Origin of the sequence: Pelosinus baikalensis (genome assembly GCF_020819555.1) — a bacterium.
GTDB lineage: Bacteria > Bacillota > Negativicutes > DSM-13327 > DSM-13327 > Pelosinus > Pelosinus baikalensis.
In genome coordinates this window covers 61,102-83,398 of sequence record NZ_JAJHJB010000015.1, presented here as the reverse complement: position 1 = coordinate 83,398, position 22,297 = coordinate 61,102, and the positions used below count along the sequence as shown (strand labels likewise).

The following is a 22,297-nucleotide window of genomic DNA, read 5'->3' as shown; positions in this document are numbered from 1 at the left end:
TTTCCGGAAAATATAATGAGTCTATCCATTTTTGGTGGTCTAACAATCGATAGAAGATTTTTTTATGTATTACGTAAGCAATAGAAGCGTATTTTCAATTTTTTTGTTGAATAAAATCGTATTTTTATCGAATCTATATCTTTAGATAGAGGCATTTATTAGTAGAATATTCTATAGTTAGTAGTAATTGGTTCATACATCAGCAATTTATATAAAATTAAATAGCATTATGTCGAATGAATATCTACTATATTATAATGAAAAAGGGATTGCCAGGGGAAATGAAGAAATAAATGCTAACTTCACAGTAAGGAGGATAGAAGCGTGGCAAAAATAGTAGATATAATCAATAAGGCTGAGACCACTCATTCTTTAACGAAAGAAGAGATTGTGGATTTGCTGAGATGTGATGAATATGATCAACAATTGTTTCTAGCCGCTGATAGAGTGCGTAGCCAATATGTGGGAGATCAAGTGCACTTGCGTGGTTTAATCGAATTCTCAAACATTTGTCAACAGAATTGCTTTTATTGTGGGTTAAGAAAAGAAAATACTAAGGTGAAGCGGTATAAATTGACCCCAGATACGATTATTGATCTTGCCGATAAGGCCAAAAGCTATAATTATAAGACGGTTGTACTACAATCTGGTGAAAGTCAGTCTTATACTGTGGCTGATATGCAATACATCATTAGGAGCATAAAGGCTTTAGGATTAGCCATTACTCTAAGCCTTGGCGAAAAAAGCAGAGATGAATATCAATTCTATAAAGAAGCTGGCGCAGATCGATATTTACTTAGAATCGAAACAACGAATTCAAGGATCTATAAAGAATTGCATCCAGGCATGAGTTTTGAAAATCGATTACGATGTTTACAAGATTTAAAAGATCTTGGATATGAGCTGGGGACAGGTTGTTTAGTGGGACTTCCGAATCAAACAATGGAATGTTTAGCGGATGATATTTTGTTTTTTAAATCATTAGATGCTGATATGATTGGGTTAGGACCTTTTATTCCCAACGCTGATACTCCGCTGGCACAAGAGAGAGGGGGGACTTTTAACACAAGTATAAAAGTGATGGCAATTACTAGGCTTTTATTGCCTGATGCTAATATTCCAGCTACTACGGCTATGGAAACATTAGACAAAAATGGACGTATTATTGCTCTGCAAAGCGGTGCTAATGTAGTGATGCCCAATGTTACCGAAGGTGAATATCGAAAAATGTATATGTTATATCCAGGTAAAATTTGTGTTAATGACACTCCAAAACACTGCGTAAGCTGTATTACGGGGAAAATTCAAGGAATTGGCAGACATATCTCTACCGAATTTGGCTTTCGTCAAAGCAAAAAATTAACAAATAATTTGCAGGAATATGCAGAAAAAGAAAGAAATATGTAAGAGGCAGATTGTGGATTTATTTTTACAAGTATATATGCTAACTAGAAGTAACTATACTGATCGTTAGGTTTAGGGGGATCTGAATTGTGGAATTATCAACAATAATTGGTATTGGACTCGGATTTGTGGCTGTTGGCGTAGGGATGGTGCTTAAAGGTGCAAGTTTAGTAGTGTTAATAAATCCAGCGGCATTTTTGATTATTATTGCTGGTACGGCAGCTTGCTTGTTAAATGCATTTCCTATGGAAGTTCTTAAAAATTTTCCGACGCTTGTTAAAATGTTATTTAAACAACCTGAATTTATGTCAAAAAGTGACATGTTAAAGATGTTTGTGGAATTATCACAAACAGCTAGACGGGAAGGTATTCTAGCTCTGGAAAGTCGTGTGGAGGAAGTGCCGGATGTTTTTCTCAAAACTGGTTTGAGCATGGTAATTGATGGACTTGATCCAGATTTCGTGGGTGATGTGCTAGAAGCTGAGATTCAAGGAATGGAAGAACGTCATCGTGTTGGTGCGCTGATCTTTTCCCAGGCAGGTTCCTATGCGCCTACATGGGGGTACTTGGTGCTGTAGTTGGTTTGATTGCTGCATTAGGAAATCTCAATGATATTGATGCTCTGGGACATTCCATTGCAGCTGCGTTTGTAGCTACCTTGCTCGGGATCTTTACGGGATATGTAATCTGGAATCCTTTTGCAAACAAGTTAAAGATCATGTCCAAAAAAGAAGTTGATGTAAGAAAAATGATGGTTGAAGGAATATTGTCCTTGCAGGCAGGAGATTCTCCTACTGCAATTGAAGCCAAGCTGAAGGTGTTTATTTCCCAAACAGAAAGGGAGCAGATGAAGGCTAAAACGGAGGAAGCATAATGTCTAGAAGGAAGAAACATCATGAAGCTCATCATGAAGAACATATGGATGAATCTTGGCTCATTCCTTATGCTGATATATTGACTTTGTTGTTAGCGTTATTTATTGTATTGTTTGCTACAGCTCAAGTAGATCAAAAGAAATTTGATCAGATGGCCTATGCTTTTAATACTGCTTTCAGTGGAAGTCCTTCGATTTTCGATAATAATCAAGCAATCACTCCTGAATTGAATTCAGCAATACCTAACCAGCAGGCCGCCGAAGGTACTATGGGCCAGGAGCAGCTGCAAGAGACCGTTCAACTTTCTGAATTAAAAAAGCAGATTGACCATTATATTCAAGAGAATAAATTAACTGGTGATTTAAATACAACACTTACAGAAGATGGGCTAATGATTCGTATTAAAGATTCTGCCTTATTTACATCAGGACATGCGGATTTGCGTCCTGAATCCTTGCGTGTTGGTGAGGAAATAGCCAAAGTATTGGTTCCTTTAACCCAGAAAATTGTTATCTCAGGGCATACTGATAGTATACCGATTAATACTTCGGAGTTTCCGTCTAATTGGGAGCTTAGCTCCAAGCGGGCGATTAACTTTATGAAATTTATCTTATCTAGTGAAAAAAGTTTACAGCCTGAGCGCTTTAGTGCTATTGGATATGGGCAATATCGTCCACTTGAGGCGAATGATACAATTGATGGGCGAGCTAAGAACCGACGAGTCGAAGTACTCATTATGAGAAACTTTAGGAAATGAATATAGAAAAGAAAGACTTAGCCTAGGCTAAGTCTTTCTTTTCTATATTCATTTCTTGTATTTTGCCCGTATCTATTGGCAAAAGACAGTTAATGCTGGTACAATGAATGATAGTAAAAGGTAATATGGAGTGAAATCTGTGATTATTGGTACTGGAATTGACATTATTGAAATCAATCGTATAAAAGATGCTATTATGCGCCAATCTTTTATAGACAAAGTATTCACCCTGCAGGAACAGCAATATTGTGAAAGTCGAGGTATACAAAAAGCGTCTTCTTATGCAGCACGATTTGCTGGTAAGGAAGCAGTCATGAAAGCCTTTGGCACAGGAATGGCAGGTGGAAGACTTAAGGATATTGAAATTATTCTTGATGATAAAGGTTGCCCGCATGTGAATTTAAGTGGACAATTTGGCGCTTTAGCTAAAAGTATGGGGGTTAGTATGACATATATATCATTGACACATGCACGAGAATATGCCGCTGCCCAGGTCATTTTATGGGGAGGAAAATAGTATGAAAGTAGTAACCGTTGCTGAAATGAAAGATATAGAAAGGGCAGCAATCGAAGAATATGGTATTCCTGGTATTGTTCTCATGGAGAATGCTGGCGTAGAAGTAGCAGGGCAAATTGAGAGTATACTAGGAAATTTACATAATAAAAAGATTTCTGTATTTGCTGGTACTGGAAATAATGGCGGTGATGGCTATGTAGTTGCTAGGCATCTTCATAACCAAGGGGCGAAAGTCAAAGTTTTTTTAATCGGCAGTAAAACGGCTGTAGTTGGTGATGCGTTAACGAATTTACAAATCATTACCAATATGGGAATTGATATTTTAGAAGTGATAAATCAGCACGACTGGGATAAAGTAAAAATTGCTATGACCTTTACGGACTGCCTGGTAGATGCGCTGCTAGGTACAGGCTTTACTGGTAAACTTAGGGATCATATGGTCCAGGTTGTAGAATGTATGAATAAAATGAATAAGGTTATTATTGCCGTAGATGTACCAACAGGTGTTGATGGCGATACAGGTCAGATTCAGAGTGTAGCGGTAAAAGCAAATTATACCATTACGTTTGCTCTGCCTAAGCAGGGACTTTTGTTATACCCTGGTGCTCTTTATGTTGGTGAACTGTACGTGGCTGATATTGGTGTACCTAGATTACTGGTACAAAATATTGCAATTCAGCAAAATCTTATTACCAGCGGCGACGTGACAAACATGCTTGGCAAAAGACAGCCTGATGCCCATAAAGGGAGTTGCGGCAAAGTATTCGTAGTGGCAGGTTCTAGAGGATTAACAGGTGCTGCTGCCCTGTCAGCAAGTGCCGCTATGCGCTCTGGTGCAGGTACGGTAAATTTAGGTATTGCTGAAAGCTTGCATGATATCATGGAAATGAAAGTAACGGAAGTCATGACCAGTCCTTTAGCTGAGGTGAGTCCTGGTGCTTTAGGAGAAGAGTCTTTTTCTGAACTTCAAAGACTTTCCTTGCACAGTGATGTAGTGGTGATTGGTCCTGGATTGGGCCGCCATGAAGAAACCATGTCACTTGTGCGCCGTGTGATTACGACAATTGAAAGGCCTTTAGTGATTGATGCAGATGCCTTATATGCACTGATTGACCATACTTCTTTATTAACCGAGGCTAAGTCTGTACCGATACTAACGCCGCACCCTGGAGAGATGGCGCGGCTTGTCGGTTTAACTGCCGAAGAGGTCAATCAAGATCGCATATATATTACTCGTCAGGCGGCGATTGAGTGGGGAAGTATTATTATTTTAAAAGGAGCACGTACAGTAGTCGCATTTCCAGATGGTGAGGTATATATTAATAGTAGTGGTAATGCTGGTATGGCAACTGGCGGTGCTGGTGATGTGCTAACTGGAATCATTGCAGGATTTGTCGGCCAAGGCTTGTCAAGTCATGAAGCAGCATTGGCTGGTGTATATATTCACGGCTTAGCTGGAGATATTGTCGCCAGAAATGGAATGATTGGTATGATCGCAAGTGATATCATTAAGGCATTGCCAGCAGCAATATTTGGTATTCAAGAAAATGATTAGGCATAAATTCCTCTTGTTTCATGCATACTTATGATAGTGGGGTTATTCAATGACAAGTCGCTCAAGACTCCCATTTTCGATAAGCAGCAGTTAGAGCGGCTAATTTCGGTGGATAAGTGTGACTACGATCCAAATGGAGTTAATACTCCATTTGAGTCAAGTCTTTGGTTATTTAAATATGTGCGCAGCCGGTCATCATTCGCCAAATGATAAAATCGTGTATAAAAAAATTGACATTTGTATATAAAGAAACTATAATCTATCTATATGAATGTTGTGTTAACTGGCGGGGGTGAAGGCGTGGCAGAATTGAGGCGTATTATGATTAGTATCCCGAATAGCTTGCTTCAAGAAGTAGATGGTATTATTGCAATTGAAAAATTAAGCCGTAGTCAATTTGTGCGTGATGCCATGCGACTGTGTATTGAAGAGCGTAGACGTAAGGAAATATATGATAAAATGCGTAAGGGATATCAGGAGATGGCTGGGATTAATCTGACATTAGCAGAGGAAGGCTTGCTAGCTGATGCAGATCTATTTGAAATGCCTACCCTACTGGCGGAGCGTGAATAAAAGATGGTCGTAAAACGTGGAGATATTTATTATGCCAATTTAAGTCCGGTAGTGGGTTCGGAACAAGGAGGGCATCGTCCCGTTTTGGTCATCCAAAATGATGTTGGTAATAAATATAGTCCGACCATTATCGTAGTAGCCATTACTTCGCAGATTTCGAAGGCTAAGCTGCCGACTCATGTGGAAATCAACTCGAAACAATCGAATTTGGAAAAAGATTCTGTGATTCTATTAGAACAACTGCGCACCATTGATAAGCGTCGTTTAAAAGAAAAGGTTTCTCATTTGAGTGAAGATATTATGTCTATGGTTGATGAATCAATTAAAGTGAGTTTAGGGTTGGTTGAGGTATAATTTTTGTATCATATAAGGATATAGTTCTTTTAAAATTTCGGCATGCAGCTAAGGCTTGGTGTAAACCAAGTCTTTTTAGTTATGAGAGATAGACGTTCTCATGTTTGCAATGAAGTGGTACTATTTTAGGAGGTAAAATGATGGGACGTAAGTGGTTTGGGGTACTTCTGGTAACCCTTGCTATGCTGGTAGCAGCAGGATGTGTTAAAGACAGAGAGGCAAATGTCAGTCAAGGACAGACAAATTCTCCTCTTACTGTAAAGGTGTTAGATATTGGGCAAGGAGATGCTATTTTAATTCGAGCGGCAGGACAAACTGTATTGGTTGATACAGGAGATACTGGCACGAAAGACAAATTAGCAGCGTACATAAAAAAAGAAGGAATTACAACGATCGATAAAGTGATTATTACTCATCCTCATGCCGATCACTTAGGGGGAATGTCGAGTATTCTAGAGAATTTTAAAGTAAATCAAATTTATGACAGCGGACAAACGACGACTACGGCATTGTACCGTAAATATTTATCCTTAGTACAAAGTAAGAAGATACCGTTTTCAGTTCTTACTGCCGGTACGGAAATTGTTATCGTAAATGATATAAAACTAAAAATTTTGGCACCAGAGAAACCTTTTATAAAAGACTCAGAACTAAACAACAATTCCATTGTAGCAAAATTGATGTATCATGATTTTTCGATGCTACTAACAGGCGATGCAGAGAAGGAATCAGAAGAGCGTATGTTGAAAAAGTATAAAACAGAACTGAAAAGTACGATTTTAAAAGCTGGCCACCACGGCAGCAATACATCTTCGTCAGTTTCTTTCTTAAAAGCCGTAGCTCCTGAAGCTGCTATTATCTCGTTAGGTGCGAATAATGATTATCATCATCCTCATCCTTCTACATTGAAAAAATACGGTGAGGCTAAAGCAAAAGTATATCGTACCGATACAGATGGTACGGTGACAATCAATAGTGATGGTAAAACCTATACCATAACAAAGGAGAAATAACAGTATGAAGGTTTTAGCTGTAATTGATCGTTTTGAAGGGGATAAAGCAGTATTATTGTTAGACGATGAAGAAGTGCAAGTCATATGGCCCCGAGAGAGTTTGCCAAGTGAAGCCCAAGAAGGGGATGTCATAACCATGGTGCTGCAAGTCGATCATGAGGCAACGATAGCAGCCAAAGCAGAAGCAGAGCGATTATTAAAAGAAATAATGGAAAGAAATCAGGAAGGCTAAAAGCTTTCCTGATTTTTTTGCAGCATCAAAATTTATAAGTATTATTAGTCTGCCAGGAGAATAGTTTCATAAATCTAAATATTCTATAAATTATTAAAAAATAAGCAGGAATTTTATTGTTTCAGGTAGAAAGGTTAAGTAAACGTTTACAAGGATAACTGGTTAGGAGTTTATGATGGCATATGATAAAGAAAACTTTAGAAATGTAACAATTAAAGATGTCGCGAAAAAAGCTGAAGTTTCAATTGCAACAGTGTCGCGAATCTTGAATGGAAAAGGCGGAGTCTCACCATTGTTAGCAGAGCGTGTTTTGCTAGCAACCAAAGAATTGCAATATCAGCCAAATGATGTGGCAAGAGCGTTAAAGATAAAAGAATCTCGTAGCATTGGTCTTATTATTCCGGATATCGAAAATCCTTTTTTCCCTGCGTTGGTGAGGGGGGTTCAAGATGCGGCTAAAATACATAATTATGCTGTTATCTTGTGTAATACCGATGGAAAAACAGAAGAAGAAAAAAAATACATCCAGTTTTTGTATAGTAAACGTGTGGATGGCATAGCATTTACTGAAAGTGTTGACAACAAAAAAAATATTGCGTTGTTAGATTCATTAGGCATCCCTGTTGTTTTGCTGGATCGGAGAGTAGAGGGAATGAAGGCCAGTGGTGTTAGTACGGATAATCGCTTAGGGGCCTTTATGGCTACCAAGCATTTAATTGAAAGAGGTAAGCGGCGGATTGCCTTTATTAGCGGATCGCCAAAACTTTCTTCAGGAGCTGATCGGGCAAGTGGTTACCAAGATGCTCTTCTTAGCTATAACATTCAGTATGACAAGAAGTTGGCGTTTATTGGTGCTTTTACCTATGAGAGTGGTTATGCTGCAGTGGAGAATCTGTTATTGAGTCGCCACCAATTCGATGCTATTTTTGCATCTAACGATATCATGGCCATCGGTGCAATTGAAGGTTTGAACCAATATGGCATTCGGGTACCAGAGGATGTAGCCGTTGTTGGTTTTGATGATATACGGTTGGCGACATGGTATAAGCCGTTATTAACTACGATTCGGCAGCCTGTATATGAGATGGGACAATATGCGATAAAGCTTTTGGTAGAGCATATTACAGGTGAACGAAGCAGTCCGTATGAAAAGATATTTGTACCTGAACTGATGATTCGTCAATCTTCAGGTGGCTTGGAGGAATCAAAATGAGCATGTTGACAAAACCAATACTGGTTGTGGGCAGCCTAAATATGGATTTAGTGGTAACCGTTGCTGAGCTGCCCCAAAAGGGTGAAACTATTTTCGGGAAAACGTTTACAACCTTTCCAGGCGGCAAGGGCGGGAACCAAGCGGTGACCGCGGCTAAATTGGGATCGAAGGTAACAATGGTAGGAGCTGTCGGGCGGGATGAATTTGGTGAAAGGCTACGATGCAGTCTTTCACAAAGCGGGGTAGGTACTTCCTATATATCTTTAGCTGAAACTTCTACTGGTACAGCATTAATTACAGTGGATCAAAGGGGAGCCAATTCCATCGTGGTAGTGCCTGGAGCTAATTACGCATGTTGTCAGCAAGACATAGATTCAGCATTGGAAGCGGCAGAAGTGCCTGGAATTCTTCTTGTACAGAATGAAATACCAGAAACAATCGTGGAATATACAATTAGGACCGCCAAGGGGAAAGGGTGGACTACAATTTTGAATCCTGCACCAGCGCGCCTAATTTCAGAGGGACTCTTATCGATGATCGATATTCTGATTCCCAATGAGACAGAAGCATCGGTGCTTACGGGCGGCGAAGCTGGCGCAGAAGATGAAGCGGCACAAGTTCTATTAGATAGGGGCGCAGCAGCCGTCATTATTACATTAGGCAGTAAAGGGGCTTTATGCTGTACCGTAGAGCAGAAGCAGCAGATACTCCCCTATAAGGTAGACGCAGTAGATACGACTGCTGCTGGAGATGCGTATGTCGGCGCACTAGCCACTGCCTTAGCGGAGGGGAAAACAGTGCTGGAAAGTGCAAAATTTGCAGCAGCTGTAGCGGCTATAGCAGTGACGAGACCTGGAGCCCAGCCATCATTGCCTTGGCGAGACGAAGTAGACGAATTTATTCGTAAACAGGAGGAGGGACAGCAATGAAGAAAATTGGAGTATTAAATCAAGGGATCAGTGAAGTCATTGCTGGTATGGGACACAAAGATCAGCTAGTCATTGGAGACTGTGGTTTGCCAATACCGCAAGGAATACGACGGATTGATATAGCCTTGACTCCTGGTATTCCAGGATTTTTAGAAACGCTCTGTGTAATATTGCAAGAACTAGAGGTGGAGAGTGTGGTGATAGCCAATGAGATGGAAACCGTCAGCCCAAAGATGTATGAGGGTGTGAAGGAACTGTTAGGAGCTGTGCCTATTCATCGATGTAGTCACGAAGAGTTTAAGGAAATGAATCAGAAGGCAGTTGCTGTGATTCGCACTGGTGAGTGTACCCCTTACGCCAACATTATACTAAATTCAGGTGTCAACTTTTAACTGGGGGTGATTACGGTATGGACAATGAAGTTATTTTACGCATGCAGGATATTAATAAGGCTTTTCCTGGAGTGCAGGCTTTAAATCATATTAACTTTGAACTCCGTAAAGGAGAAGTTCATTGTTTATTAGGAGAAAATGGCGCAGGTAAATCGACCTTGATTAAGATTATGAGTGGCGCCCATCAAAAAGACAGCGGTACAGTTCTATTGTACGGTAAAGAAGTAGACATTAAAAATGCTCACATTTCTCGTGATCTTGGCATTAGCACTATTTATCAGGAAATGAGTTTAATCCCAGGAATGAGCGTGGCAGAAAATATTTTTTTGGGAGAAGAAATTGTTAAATCTCCCTTCTATATAGTTGATAAAGAAAAAATGGAAAAGCAGGCAGAAGAAATCTTTCGTGAAATGAATATCGATATCAATCCCAAAGGACTGGTTAAGGAAATGAGTACAGCCCAGCAGCAGATGGTAGAAATTGCCCGGTCATTAGTAAAAAAACGTCAAATTATTATCATGGATGAGCCAACTTCCTCGATTAGTGACAAGGATACCCATGAATTGTTTCGGATCATTCGCAAGCTGAAAGGCCAAGGCGTGGCGATTATTTACATTTCTCATCGACTGCAGGAACTTAGTGAAATTGTAGATCGCATCACTGTCATGCGAGATGGTCAAGATATAGGAACTGTTAATATGAAAGATGTGACAATCGATCAACTGATTACGATGATGGTGGGACGGACATTAGAAAAAATGGATAAACCAGTCAGGGATCATATTGGTGAGGTCTTGCTGGAAGTGAAAAATATTAGCTGGGGTAATGTTGTACAAAACGCCAGCTTTATTTTAAGAAGAGGTGAAATTTTGGGATTTGCAGGTTTGGTTGGTGCTGGCAGGAGTGAGCTGATGAGGCTGCTCTTTGGTGCAGAAAAAATGGATGCGGGCAGGATATTGCTTCAGGGAGCCCAGGTGGAAATTCACTCTCCAATACAGGCGATTGGTCATGGTATTGGCTATCTCAGTGAAGATCGGAAGAGAGATGGGTTAGTACTTAGCATGGGGATTGATCAAAACATTACCATGGCAAATTTGCCCAGAGTGTGCAATGGCTTTTTCCTTAGTCGCAAGAAAGAACAGTTGGAGGCAAAGAATAGCGTACAAGCTTTAAATGTAGCTACCAATTCTATTCATAAGTTGGTGAAGTTTTTAAGCGGGGGAAATCAGCAAAAGGTGATTATCGGAAAGTGGCTTTTGACGGATTGTCAAATATTGATTTTTGATGAGCCGACTCGGGGGATCGATGTAGGAGCAAAGGCTGAAATTTATAAATTGATGAATAGATTAGCTCAGTTAGGCAAGAGCATTATTATGGTGTCTTCCGATTTACCTGAAATTATTAGAGTCAGTAATCGGGTTATTGTAATGAATCAGGGAAGGATTGCTGGTGAATTTGAAAATGATGGTACGATTACCCAGGAGGGAATTATGCCATTGATGTTAGGGGGCGTTGGAAATGTTTCATAAAATTGCAGATCGATTCGGAATCGGAATTGCAATTGTCGCATTGTTTGTATTTTTGTCCGTTAGCAGTCCTCATTTCTTGGATATTGCCAATCTACTCAATATTTTGCTGCAAGTTTCGATTTCAACGATTATTGCCGTCGGCATGACCTTTGTTATCCTCACCTCTGGTATTGATTTATCCGTAGGACCGCTGACGGCATTTTCCAGTGTAATAATCGGCTTAACGTTACATTTAGATATTGGTATTGGCATACCGATACTGAGTGGAATTCTAGTCGGTGCTTTATTAGGCTTTATGAATGGAATATTAATTGCCAAACTTAAAATTCCAGCATTCATTGCAACCCTTGGTATGATGAGTGTGGCAAGAGGAGCCGCCTTATTTATTACAAACGGGCAGACTATACATATGTTTCCTAGTGAATTTCGTTTTATAAGCGCAGGAAACCTGATGAGTATTCCGATTCCTGTCATTTATGCTCTTGTTGTTGTAATGATTGCGATCTTTATTTTAAATTATACTAAATTTGGTCGTCACATTTACGCTATTGGAGGAAATAAAGAAGCTGCTCGTTTATCGGGAATTAATGTGAAGTCTGTAGAAACATGGGCCTATATCATTTGCGGCATAACATGCGGTATTGGTGCCGTTATTTTGACAGGTCGTTTGAATGCTGCCCAGCCTATTGCAGGAATCGGCTATGAGCTAGATGCCATTGCTGCCGTTATCATTGGTGGTACCAGTTTAAATGGCGGTGAGGGATCTATTGGCGGTACGCTTATGGGAGCGATTCTGATTGGGATGCTGCGCAATGGCTTAAATCTTCTGAATGTTTCGCCTTTTTTGCAGCAAATTGTAATTGGTGCCGTTATTGTTAGTGCTGTGTTTTTTGATCAATACAGAAGATCAAAAAAAGACAGCAGTGCAGCCAAGGGACTGAATCGACCAATCGAAGCAGTGGGGGCGACAAAGCCATATCAATGACAACATATAAGCTTAATTTGTGTAGACCTTGTTGGTAAACAATCTTATTGCATTTCTTTCGTAAGGTTGTTATATACACCAAGGGCTAGGACTAGAATGATGCTTAGCGTCATTTTAGCCTAGTCGAGCTTGAATCATCAGACTAAGGCGCCCTCAGCCTTTCTTATGAAGGTGAGAATATTTATAGCGAATTCGTCTTGAGATTCAAAAGAATCGTAAGCGGCAAAAGAGTCCTTTACTGCTTGCAAGAACAGGTAGCACAGCGAGTTTAAAAAGAGGGGGAGAATCAACTTATGTACAAAAAAACATTAGCGATTCTGGTGGGAGTAGGTTTAATGGCATCTTTAGTAACTGGATGCGGCAGTTCTGGCAGCGATAAACCTGCTGCGAAGGCGGACAAAAAAGAATTAAAAATTGGCTTTGTTATGAAAACATTAAGTAATCCGTTTTTTATCAGTATGGAGAAAGGCGCTCAAAAGGCTGGGAAAGAATTAGGTGTGAAATTGGAAGTTCAGGTAGGTCAAGAAGAAACTTCAATCGAACAGCAAATTGCCATTGTAGAGAATATGATTGCGACAAAAGTAGATGCAATATGTATTGCTCCAGGCGGTTCAAAAGAAATAGTGCCTGTTCTGAAAAAGGCGCAGGATGCAGGAATTCCAATTATTAATATTGATAATCGTATTGATGCAGATGCAGCGAAAGCGGCTGGACTTAAACCCATTCCGTATGTTGGCGCCAGTAATCTTGATGGTGGTTATCTTGCAGGTAAATATTTGGCTGAGCAACTGAAAGGGAAAGGGAAAGGGAAAGTGGCTATCATAGAAGGTATTCAAGGAGTCGATAATGCAGAGGGAAGAAAGAATGGAGCTAAAAAAGCATTTGCTGAATACAAAGATATTCAAATCGTCGCTTCTCAATCTGCAAATTGGAAGACAGAAGAAGGTCTCAATGTAATGACAAACATTCTGCAGGCAAATCCAGATCTCAATGGGGTATTTTGTGCCAATGATATGATGGCTTTCGGTGCCATTCAAGCCATTGATGGCGTTGGTAAATCTGGGAAAATAATAGTAACAGCGTATGATGCTTTAGACCAAGCGAAAGTATACATTAAAGAAGGGAAAATGGCATCAACTGTGGATCAAAAACCTGATGATCAAGGTTACTATGGTGTAAAATATGCCGTTGACTTGATCAATAAGAAAGAGGTGCCTATGGAGTATATGGTTAAATTGGAAAATATCACGAAATAAAAATAGAATATGCCTGTGTCAAAAAGAGGGCCGTAGCTGTGGTTTGTTGCAGCTAGGTCCTCTTTAAAATCACAAAGTGGATTTTTTCTTGATTTTTTATCCTTATACCCGAAAGTCCTGCAGGATTTTTGTCAGTAGGCACGAATTGTAAAACAATATATCATCATATGCATTTTTTTGAAATATTATGTATGATAGATTGATTTGCCTATAAAAATAATAAACTTGTGGTGACAAACGGAGGTGTTATAAATTGCGTCGATTTCGTTCTGCTTTCTTAAGTCTGCTATTCTTGATGCTATTTTTGGTGCCTCAGGTTGGTATGGCGGCGTTAAATGATAATAGGCCAGGGGCTAAACCAGCGGCAGCTATAACTTCACTGAAAGCAACAGCGCTATCGCAGACAAAACTTTCTGGTAACAATCAGTTAATCAATGTTCGGTGGTTAGTACATAAAGATGCTGTGGAAGGGACTAGTAAATTACGCTTAGTAATTGATACCAAGGATGCCGTGAGAGTTAGCAGCAAGCTGGATGGGGCAAACGGCTCTCAGTTAGTCATTGATATTAACGGTGCAGCAGTGGGAAATGTTAATAATTTAGTAGACTTAGATGGTAAAATTGCGGACAAGGTTCGATTTATCAAAAAAGATAATACCAACAGTCAAGTCATAGTAGACCTATCTACTATGATTGAGGATAGTGATTACAAAGTGTTTACTTTGAAAAGTGACGCAATTAATAATAAAACCTTTCGTGTGGTAATTGACGTGAATCAAGTCGTACCTAAGGTCGAGTATAATTTTACTGCTGGTTTAAGGAATAAAGTGATTGCTATTGACCCTGGGCATGGTGGCAGTGACCCAGGCGCCATTGGTCCTAACAAATTGCAGGAAAAGACTGTGACTTTGGCAGTAGCACAAAAGGTACAGGCTTTACTAGAAAAGGCAGGCGCTAAAGTATTAATGACCAGAAAGACAGATGTAGATGTCTTTGGACCGAATGCTAGTGCCGTTGATGAATTAAATGCTAGAACTTTGGGGGCAAATAACAATAAGGCAGACGTATTTGTCAGCCTGCATATTAATGCCTTCACTAGTCCCAGTGTAGGCGGTACAGCTACTTATTATTATCAGAAGAGTAATTATGATATCTTGTTGGCAAATTGTATTCAAGATAACTTGGTTAAAACCGGGGGACTGCAAGATCGTGGAATTAATGCCGCAGGATTTTATGTAATCAAAAAAACCAAAATGCCTTCTGTTTTGGCTGAGTTAGGTTTTATTTCTAATCCTGATGAAGAAAAATTGTTGAGTACTCCACAATTCCAGCAGAAACTGGCGCAAGGGATTGTGCAGGGATTGGATGACTTTTTTGCTCAAGCCGCTAGAAAGGGAGGTGGCTTATAGTGTTTGGTAAAAGAATCGCTTTAATAAGCATGTTGCTCATGCTATCCATGATCCTGGGTGGCTGCGATACGGCTGCTCCTCAGTCGCCAACAGTGCCGAATGTGCAAAATGAAAATTCCCAAACAGGAATAGAGCCAGGCAAAACAGTGAATCCAGGGCAAGATACGATGACCATGACAGTATATTTTGCAACAAAAGATGCAGCGAATTTAATAAGTGAGAAATATGTGGTTCCAAAGAATAGTCATCCAGCGCAAACTGCTATGGAGTTATTAATAGCAGGAACCAAGAACCCTGATTTAGTCGCTGTATTTCCGGCAGGAACTAAGTTGCGGAATATTTTGGTCAAGGATCATATTGCCTATGTTGATTTTAATGATAGTTTAGTGAAGAATAATAAGGGTGGTTCTGCCTTAGAAATATTGCTGGTAGGTGCCATTGTCAATACGTTAACAGAGTTTCATGATATACAAAAAGTGCAAATTCTGGTAGAGGGTAAAAAGATTGATACGATATCAGGTCATATGGATATCGGAGAACCTTTAAGCCGATCTGAGAAAATAATTAAAAAAAGTAAATAATACTTCTAAAAGCAGCAATCTAAAGTCAGATTGCTGCTTTTATGTATTTTAGCAGATCGATACGGTGAATAATAAGGCAAATGGTAATAAAAAATATTTTTTATAAGATTGTTGCATATGCAGGATTTCAAACTTGTAAAACAGAATTTTAATACATTTATACTGTTTGGCGGTTAGGTAGGTGTAAGATGGAAATTAAAAAATTGGGAGAGTTTGCTTTAATTGATCTGATAAAGGTCGATACGATTCATAACAAGGAAAATGTAGTGATTGGAATTGGGGATGATGCAGCAGCTCTGATACCAGCCCCTCACCACTTGCAATTGGTTACTACTGATATGCTGGTAGAAATGGTCCACTTTGATCTATCTACTACCAGTGCCTGGCAGTTAGGGTATAAATCGATTGCAGTAAACCTAAGTGATATTGCAGCAATGGGAGGACAGCCAACCCATGTTGTTATATCTATCGCTTTGCCTAGCTATTTGTCTGTAGACTTTGTTGTATCCTTATATGAGGGTATGAAAGAAATTTGCCATGAGTTTGGTGTTAATATAGTCGGTGGGGATACCGTTTCGAGTCCTAATGGATTGGTGATTAATGTAACGGCAATGGGTGAAGTAGATCCAAAGAAGCTCCAGCGGCGTTCGGGAGCTGGTGTAGGAGACTTAGTGGTTGTAACGGGTGCATTAGGTGACTCGGGATGTGGATTAGAGCTCTTGCAGCAGGGAAAATGGACGGAGCATGGATTCTTTCAGCCTTTAGTGACAAGACATGTAACACCAAGACCGCAAGTTACAGCAGGAGCGATGATTGCGTCTTCTGGTTCAACAAGTATGAATGATATTAGTGATGGTTTGGCAAGTGAAGCCAATGAGATTGCTAGGGCGAGTCATGTAGGGATGCGAATCTATGCTGAGATGATTCCCTTGTCGGCAGAAGTATGTGCTGCAGCCCGTGCTTTGGGGAAAGATGGTCTAGAGTACGCATTATATGGTGGTGAAGATTATCAATTGGTCTTTACGATTCCACCGCAGCAATTTTCACTGTTATCCCAAGCTGATCTTGGTACTAAGCTGACGGTTATTGGTGAAGTGATTGAGGAAAGACATGGTGTGCTATTGGTGGATGAAGATGGAGCAGAGTCACTGCTAGAACCTAAAGGGTATAATCATTTTCGCCAGTAGGCTAGGTAATTAGGAGGAATTTTTTCGTATGCTGGAATTTAAAACAACTTCCCCTGAGGAAACATCTGCGTTTGGCAAACGTTTAGCTAAGGTGCTATCTGCAGGGAAGGTAGTATGTTTGGTTGGAGATCTAGGGGCTGGAAAAACCTTATTGGTACAGGGGTTAGCAGAAGGATTGGGCATAGCAGAAAGCGTACATAGTCCCACTTTCACCATTTTAAATGTATATGAAGGGCGTTTTCCTGTATATCATTTTGATTTATACCGATTAGAAAATGCTGGGGAATTATTTGATATTGGTTTTTATGAATATACGGAAGCGGATGGGCTTTCGATCATTGAGTGGGCAGACAAGTTCCCTGAGGAGCTTCCTGCTGAATATTTATGGATTGAGATACGTTCGAACTATGAGAATAATGAAGGTAGCGTAGAGGAAAGAGTCTTGCAAGTACGGGCACTTGGAGCTACTTATGAACAACTTTGTGAGGAGCTGAAACAGACATGCCAATTCTTGCGATAGATACAGCTACATTGGTGTCCAGTGTTGCTTTAGCAACTGTGGACAACCTATTGGCTGAGATTACATTACAAACAAAAAAAACACATTCTGAATTATTAATGCCTCATATTGCTAAACTAATGGATATGGCTCAGGTGGCTAAAGCGGATCTTAAGGGGGTAGCTGTCAGTATTGGACCTGGCTCGTTTACAGGTCTTAGAATTGGTTTATCTACGGCTAAAACCTTAGCCTATGCTTTACAGATTCCTGTGGTTGGCGTACCTACTCTGGCAGCCATGGCTTACGGCTGTCCGGTTCCCGGAGTGATTCTGGCTCCTATGCTGGATGCACAAAAGGGAAATGTCTATCAGGCCTTATTTGAATGGCATCAGGGAGAATTAAAAGAGATACAGCCAGCGATTGTGACAGAGGTTACCGCTGCTTTAGAGAGTTTGAGCCAGCAGGAAAGACCTGTAGTAGTAATGGGAGAATCTGCGGTCATGTATCGTGACAAAATAGAACAGATTGGAAAAAATCTAATACTTGCTGCACCTCATGTGGTTATCCAGCGAGCCAGTAGTGTTGCCGGTTTAGGATACAAACTGATCAAACAAGGAGTGCGACATGATGTAATGGGTTTAGAACCTTTATATATTAGACGTTCAGAAGCTGAGGTTTTGTGGGAGTGTCGTCATGGAGTCGACAAATGACCGTAATGATGGTACGGCGTATGAATACGCTTGATATTGATGGTGTTCTTGCAGTAGAGCAGCAATCCTTTACGACTCCCTGGTCTCGCGAGGGATTTGTCAATGAAATGAACAATGAATTGTCCTACTATCTGGTGATGGTAGAGGCTGGTAAAATCATTGGCTATGCAGGTATGTGGCTCATTGTAGATGAAGCACATGTTACGAATGTAGCGATTTTACCTACATATAGAGGGAAAAGACTAGGCGAAAGATTAATGTCCGCTCTTCTTGAACATGCGAAGAATAGGGGAGCGGTTAGAATGACCTTGGAGGTGCGAGCTTCTAATACGGTTGCTCAAGGTCTATATAGTAAATTTGGTTTTACTTCCCAAGGAAGACGGCGTAATTATTATACGGATACCAAAGAAGATGCACTCATTATGTGGTGCGAGAAGTTATAAGGAAATTTCGATAAAAAAAGAGCCACTTTCGTGGCTTATAGGGTGATTGATGATACTTACAATATGTCATAGTGGGTAAGAATGTGACTATTATTGTATTGATTGGAATGATAGAAAGATGGAGGCCTTTGTTTTGGAAAATACGCAGCAAGAAACCAGAAAACCTTGTTTAACACTGGCTCTAGAAACCAGTTGTGATGAAACATCTGCAGCAGTAGTGGCTGATGGACGCATTGTTTTATCGAATATTATTTCTTCCCAGATTCCAGTACACCAAAAATATGGTGGAGTTGTGCCTGAGATTGCTTCCCGTAAACATATTGAAAATGTACTCCCAGTGATCGATCAAGCACTAAAGGAGGCTGGGATAGCATTAACAGATATTTCAGCGATTGGAGTTACCTACGGACCAGGTCTGGTGGGAGCATTATTAGTTGGTGTATCAGTAGCAAAAGCCTTATCTTTTGCTGCAGGGATACCTCTCATTGGCGTGAATCATCTAGAGGGACATATTTTTGCCAATTTTTTGGCTCACCCGAAATTAGAGCCGCCGTTCATGGCTTTAGTAGTATCGGGAGGTCATACTTCCTTAGTACATGTGAAGGGGTATAATGAATTTACATTATTAGGCCAGACGCGGGATGACGCGGCAGGGGAAGCTTTTGATAAAGTCGCAAGGGTGATGAAACTGCCTTACCCTGGAGGTCCTTATATTGATGCTTTGGCTGCTAAAGGTAATCCGGAAGCCATTGCTTTTCCTCGTGCGCTATCAGGAAAAAATAGCTTTGAATTTAGCTTTAGCGGGTTAAAATCGGCAGTGTTAAACTATTTAAATAGTGCAGCGCAAAAACAAGAAGAAATAAATACAGCAGATGTAGCGGCTAGTTTTCAGGCAGCTGTAATTGATGTGCTGGTTAGTAAAAGTCTTCAAGCTGCGGCTGTCTGTGGTGTAGGGCAGATTGTTCTTGCTGGAGGTGTAGCTGCCAATAGTGGTCTTAAAGCTAAATTAGGGTATGAATGCCAACAGGCAGGGATATCCTTCTACTATCCAGATCCTATATTGTGTACTGACAATGCTGCCATGATTGCTTGCAGAGCCTATTATCAGCATCAAATAGGCGATTATGCCGATTTGCATTTGAATGCAAAACCTTCTTTGAAATTAGGCGCAAGGGAAATAGTGACTTAACATATGGAGTAAAATGTAAAATAAAAGTTTGAAAATTCCACGACAAGGAATTTTTATATAATAAGTGGAATAAGTATAAACAAAGTAATAGAGCAGGTATTCGCAATTATTTTTAAGTAATAGTTGGAGGTACAAATGGGAGTGGCTGGAGATATTTGTCGAAAAGTAACTACATTAGCCCCAGCGCAAATTGCAGTGCTAGATACAATTTGCACCGTATTGGGATTAGCAAGTGACTTGGCGCACGCCCAAGTTACCTTATATACGAAAGCGCGTATGGAGAACTTTTTGGTTATTGCAGCGCAAATAAAACCCAATACCAGCTATGTGCAGCATAAGCCCAGCTTATTGGGGACAACTGTCTATGCCTTAGAGGAGCCGCTTATATGGCGAAGTATCTCCATGGGAGAAGCGATTCATGGGCAACGGGAATGGGCTCTGGGTATGTGGATGGAAATGCAGGTCTACCCGGTGCGAGATGCTAGCGGTAATGTAATTGCTGCTGTCAGTTTTGAATCTAGCATGGAAGAAGCTCACGTACATGGGCATCAACTCTTGGTTGAAACCGCACAACTTCTTTTATCGACGGTGAAAATACCAAGCAGCAGCAAGCAATATCGTTCCTTGTCTGCCAGTGATGGTATTCTCATTGTAAATGAGCATGGTAAAATCATTTTTGCTAATTCAACTGCTGATAGTATATATAAGGTATTAGCTGTAGGTAATATTGTCGGTCGGCGCATTTATGAGCGCCAGGCCAATATGGGGTTAGCCCAAAAGGCTATGACCATTCAAGAGCCTTGTGAGGCAGAATTGTCAGCAGGCAATATGGTATTGGTACAAAGGGCAATTCCCATAGTTGTAAATCAAGTTACAGCCTGTACGGTTGTAATTTTAACAGATGTTACCGAGGTAAAAAAGAAAGAAAAAGAACTATTAATAAAATCAGCAGTCATTCAAGAAATACACCATCGGGTGAAAAATAATTTACAGACCATTGCCAGTTTACTGCGGCTGCAGTCAAGGCGTACGAAATCCCAGGAAGTAAAAGCTGCTCTACGGGAGAGTGTGAATCGAATTTCTAGTATTTCTGTTGTTCATGAATTTTTATCACAGCAGGATGCAGAATTTATCGATGTAGCAGAAGTGGCTAGAAATATTCTCGACCTAGTTATTCAAAATATGCTGGAACCAGACTTTAATTTACAAACTATTTTTAATGGTGAGACAGTGGTATTTCCCTCGGAGCAGGCTAGTAGTTTGGCTCTGGTTATTAATGAGCTGATCCAAAACTCAATCGAACATGGTTTTGTAGGTCGGCATGAAGGCATCATTGGGGTTGACATTAGTACCCTGGAAGATGAATATAAAATCGAAATCTATGATAATGGCATTGGCATGCCACCGAGCTTTAATCCCCAATTATCCAACAGTTTGGGATTGCAAATTGTACGAACACTGATTGAGAGCGATGTTGGCGGTAGTTTTGCATTATACACGGATAATGGTACTCATGCTTGTATTACCATTCCCCGTAAGGCGAAAGGAGGAGTTTAGAATGGAATCATTGCGGATTGTTATAGCTGATAATGAATCAATTATTCGGATGGATTTAAAAGAGCTTTTGGAAGAGGCAGGACATACGGTCGTGGCAGAAGCCTCTGACGGATCGAGGGCTGTTGATTTAGTTCGTCAATATCGGCCTGATTTGGTTATTATGGATATTAAGATGCCTGAGATGGATGGTATTACAGCGGCAAAGATAATTTCCAATGAGAAGCTTGCTCCGGTTCTATTGTTAACAGCATTTAGTCAAAAGGATATTGTGGAGAAAGCCAAGGATTCAGGTGTACTGGCTTATTTAGTGAAGCCTGTTAAAGAAGTGAATTTATTTCCTGCTATCGAGATCGCTTTGTCTCGTTTTCAAGAGTTTGCTGAGTTAGAACAAGAACTCGAGAATGTGAAACAATCCTTAGAGACACGAAAAATTCTTGATCGTGCGAAAGGCATTTTGATGGACGCTTACAATCTTAGCGAAACAGAAGCCTATCGTCGCATTCAACAATATAGTATGAGTAAACGCAAATCAATTAAAGATGTTGCTGAATCCATTGTAGAAGCAGCAACGAAAAGAACATAGCCTGCCTAAAGTGCCTAATTAGGCACTTTTCTACTTATAAGCAGCAAAAAGGACCATTTATCTTTTGCGTGTAATATACGCAATGAGAAGTGAGTCTAAATATTTTTTGAAAAAAATATGGATTTTTCCTATTAAACACTTGCTTTTTCTTGCTGAATTTTATATCATAAATTATGTGATTAGCACTCGCTAACAATGAGTGCTAACAAAACTAATATCATTACATATCGTGGAGGAGGAAATTTCAATGATTAAGCCATTGGGTGACAGAGTCGTCATTAAGGTTTTAGAAGGCGAGATGAAAACAAAAAGTGGTATCGTACTACCTGATACTGCTAAGGAAAAGCCACAAGAAGGTGAAATTATCGAGGTCGGTACCGGTAAAGTATTGGACAATGGTCAACGCGTAGCTCTTGATGTAAAAGTTGGCGATAAAATTATATTCTCCAAGTATGCAGGTACTGAAGTGAAATATGAAGGGCAAGAATATCTGATTGTAAGTGAAAGAGATATTTTAGCAGTTGTACAATAATAAAATTATTTGGGAGGTTTACAT

Annotated in this window: 24 protein-coding genes and 1 pseudogene; all 25 read left to right on the top strand. The window is 40.1% G+C overall.

The genetic code is table 11. The features are described from left to right. Positions 1-324 precede the first annotated feature (324 nt). Complete coding sequence (hydE, locus tag LMF89_RS12265) at positions 325-1,407, top strand: [FeFe] hydrogenase H-cluster radical SAM maturase HydE (protein WP_229535327.1); 1,083 nt, start codon at positions 325-327, stop codon at positions 1,405-1,407. Between the two features lie 86 nt (positions 1,408-1,493). Further along, positions 1,494-2,278: pseudogene (gene motA / locus LMF89_RS12260) on the top strand (flagellar motor stator protein MotA). After that, entirely contained in the window at positions 2,278-3,036 is a 759-nt protein-coding gene (gene motB, locus LMF89_RS12255; protein ID WP_229535326.1) for a flagellar motor protein MotB, read from the top strand. The pseudogene motA and the gene motB overlap by 1 nt, the downstream one beginning before the upstream one ends. Positions 3,037-3,175: 139 nt before the next feature. Then, positions 3,176-3,553, top strand: coding sequence for a holo-ACP synthase (acpS, locus tag LMF89_RS12250; protein WP_229535325.1), 378 nt, complete (start codon positions 3,176-3,178; stop codon positions 3,551-3,553). Between the two features lies 1 nt (position 3,554). Continuing rightward, positions 3,555-5,108: an NAD(P)H-hydrate dehydratase gene (locus LMF89_RS12245; RefSeq protein WP_229535324.1), complete on the top strand. Its 1,554-nt coding sequence runs from the start codon at positions 3,555-3,557 to the stop codon at positions 5,106-5,108. Between the two features lie 300 nt (positions 5,109-5,408). Continuing rightward, on the top strand, positions 5,409-5,681 hold the full coding sequence (locus LMF89_RS12240; protein ID WP_017531357.1) for a CopG family ribbon-helix-helix protein: 273 nt from the start codon (positions 5,409-5,411) through the stop codon (positions 5,679-5,681). Between the two features lie 3 nt (positions 5,682-5,684). Then, entirely contained in the window at positions 5,685-6,035 is a 351-nt protein-coding gene (locus LMF89_RS12235; RefSeq protein WP_007932142.1) for a type II toxin-antitoxin system PemK/MazF family toxin, read from the top strand. A 140-nt stretch (positions 6,036-6,175) separates the two neighbouring features. Next, the gene (locus LMF89_RS12230; protein ID WP_369412592.1) at positions 6,176-7,048 is read left to right on the top strand and encodes a ComEC/Rec2 family competence protein; all 873 of its coding nucleotides are present in this window, start codon (positions 6,176-6,178) and stop codon (positions 7,046-7,048) included. A 4-nt stretch (positions 7,049-7,052) separates the two neighbouring features. Further along, entirely contained in the window at positions 7,053-7,280 is a 228-nt protein-coding gene (locus LMF89_RS12225; protein ID WP_229535322.1) for a DUF3006 domain-containing protein, read from the top strand. 172 nt (positions 7,281-7,452) lie between these two features. Beyond that, complete coding sequence (locus LMF89_RS12220; protein ID WP_229535321.1) at positions 7,453-8,493, top strand: LacI family DNA-binding transcriptional regulator; 1,041 nt, start codon at positions 7,453-7,455, stop codon at positions 8,491-8,493. Beyond that, positions 8,490-9,422 carry a ribokinase gene (gene rbsK, locus LMF89_RS12215; RefSeq protein ID WP_229535320.1) on the top strand — a complete coding sequence of 311 codons (933 nt, stop codon included), beginning with the start codon at positions 8,490-8,492 and terminating at the stop codon, positions 9,420-9,422. Before LMF89_RS12220 ends, rbsK begins: the two co-directional genes overlap by 4 nt. Next, positions 9,419-9,814 carry a D-ribose pyranase gene (gene rbsD, locus LMF89_RS12210; RefSeq protein WP_229535319.1) on the top strand — a complete coding sequence of 132 codons (396 nt, stop codon included), beginning with the start codon at positions 9,419-9,421 and terminating at the stop codon, positions 9,812-9,814. Before rbsK ends, rbsD begins: the two co-directional genes overlap by 4 nt. Positions 9,815-9,831: 17 nt before the next feature. Further along, a complete protein-coding gene (locus tag LMF89_RS12205; protein ID WP_229535318.1) occupies positions 9,832-11,343 on the top strand; it encodes a sugar ABC transporter ATP-binding protein in 1,512 nt (503 codons plus the stop codon). Next, a complete protein-coding gene (locus LMF89_RS12200; RefSeq protein WP_229535317.1) occupies positions 11,333-12,328 on the top strand; it encodes an ABC transporter permease in 996 nt (331 codons plus the stop codon). Before LMF89_RS12205 ends, LMF89_RS12200 begins: the two co-directional genes overlap by 11 nt. A 293-nt stretch (positions 12,329-12,621) precedes the next feature. Next, positions 12,622-13,584 (top strand): sugar ABC transporter substrate-binding protein, encoded by a 963-nt coding sequence (locus LMF89_RS12195; protein ID WP_229535316.1) that lies wholly within the window; start codon positions 12,622-12,624, stop codon positions 13,582-13,584. A 253-nt stretch (positions 13,585-13,837) separates the two neighbouring features. Next, positions 13,838-14,992, top strand: a complete 1,155-nt coding sequence (locus LMF89_RS12190; RefSeq protein WP_229535315.1) for an N-acetylmuramoyl-L-alanine amidase family protein — start codon at positions 13,838-13,840, stop codon at positions 14,990-14,992. After that, a complete protein-coding gene (locus LMF89_RS12185; RefSeq protein ID WP_229535314.1) occupies positions 14,992-15,573 on the top strand; it encodes a GerMN domain-containing protein in 582 nt (193 codons plus the stop codon). The genes LMF89_RS12190 and LMF89_RS12185 overlap by 1 nt, the downstream gene beginning before the upstream one ends. Positions 15,574-15,761: 188 nt before the next feature. Continuing rightward, entirely contained in the window at positions 15,762-16,760 is a 999-nt protein-coding gene (thiL, locus tag LMF89_RS12180; RefSeq protein ID WP_229535313.1) for a thiamine-phosphate kinase, read from the top strand. A gap of 28 nt (positions 16,761-16,788) precedes the next feature. Continuing rightward, the gene (tsaE, locus tag LMF89_RS12175) at positions 16,789-17,280 is read left to right on the top strand and encodes a tRNA (adenosine(37)-N6)-threonylcarbamoyltransferase complex ATPase subunit type 1 TsaE (protein WP_229535312.1); all 492 of its coding nucleotides are present in this window, start codon (positions 16,789-16,791) and stop codon (positions 17,278-17,280) included. Beyond that, positions 17,262-17,969 carry a tRNA (adenosine(37)-N6)-threonylcarbamoyltransferase complex dimerization subunit type 1 TsaB gene (tsaB, locus tag LMF89_RS12170; protein ID WP_229535311.1) on the top strand — a complete coding sequence of 236 codons (708 nt, stop codon included), beginning with the start codon at positions 17,262-17,264 and terminating at the stop codon, positions 17,967-17,969. The genes tsaE and tsaB overlap by 19 nt, the downstream gene beginning before the upstream one ends. Further along, entirely contained in the window at positions 17,966-18,412 is a 447-nt protein-coding gene (gene rimI, locus LMF89_RS12165) for a ribosomal protein S18-alanine N-acetyltransferase (RefSeq protein ID WP_007957827.1), read from the top strand. Before tsaB ends, rimI begins: the two co-directional genes overlap by 4 nt. 133 nt (positions 18,413-18,545) lie before the next feature. Then, positions 18,546-19,601: a tRNA (adenosine(37)-N6)-threonylcarbamoyltransferase complex transferase subunit TsaD gene (tsaD, locus tag LMF89_RS12160; RefSeq protein ID WP_229535310.1), complete on the top strand. Its 1,056-nt coding sequence runs from the start codon at positions 18,546-18,548 to the stop codon at positions 19,599-19,601. A 135-nt stretch (positions 19,602-19,736) separates the two neighbouring features. Continuing rightward, positions 19,737-21,158 (top strand): histidine kinase N-terminal domain-containing protein, encoded by a 1,422-nt coding sequence (locus LMF89_RS12155; RefSeq protein ID WP_007957823.1) that lies wholly within the window; start codon positions 19,737-19,739, stop codon positions 21,156-21,158. Position 21,159: 1 nt separating this feature from the next. Next, positions 21,160-21,741: an ANTAR domain-containing response regulator gene (locus LMF89_RS12150; protein ID WP_007932110.1), complete on the top strand. Its 582-nt coding sequence runs from the start codon at positions 21,160-21,162 to the stop codon at positions 21,739-21,741. Between the two features lie 247 nt (positions 21,742-21,988). Further along, a complete protein-coding gene (gene groES / locus LMF89_RS12145; protein WP_007932109.1) occupies positions 21,989-22,273 on the top strand; it encodes a co-chaperone GroES in 285 nt (94 codons plus the stop codon). Positions 22,274-22,297 lie beyond the last annotated feature (24 nt).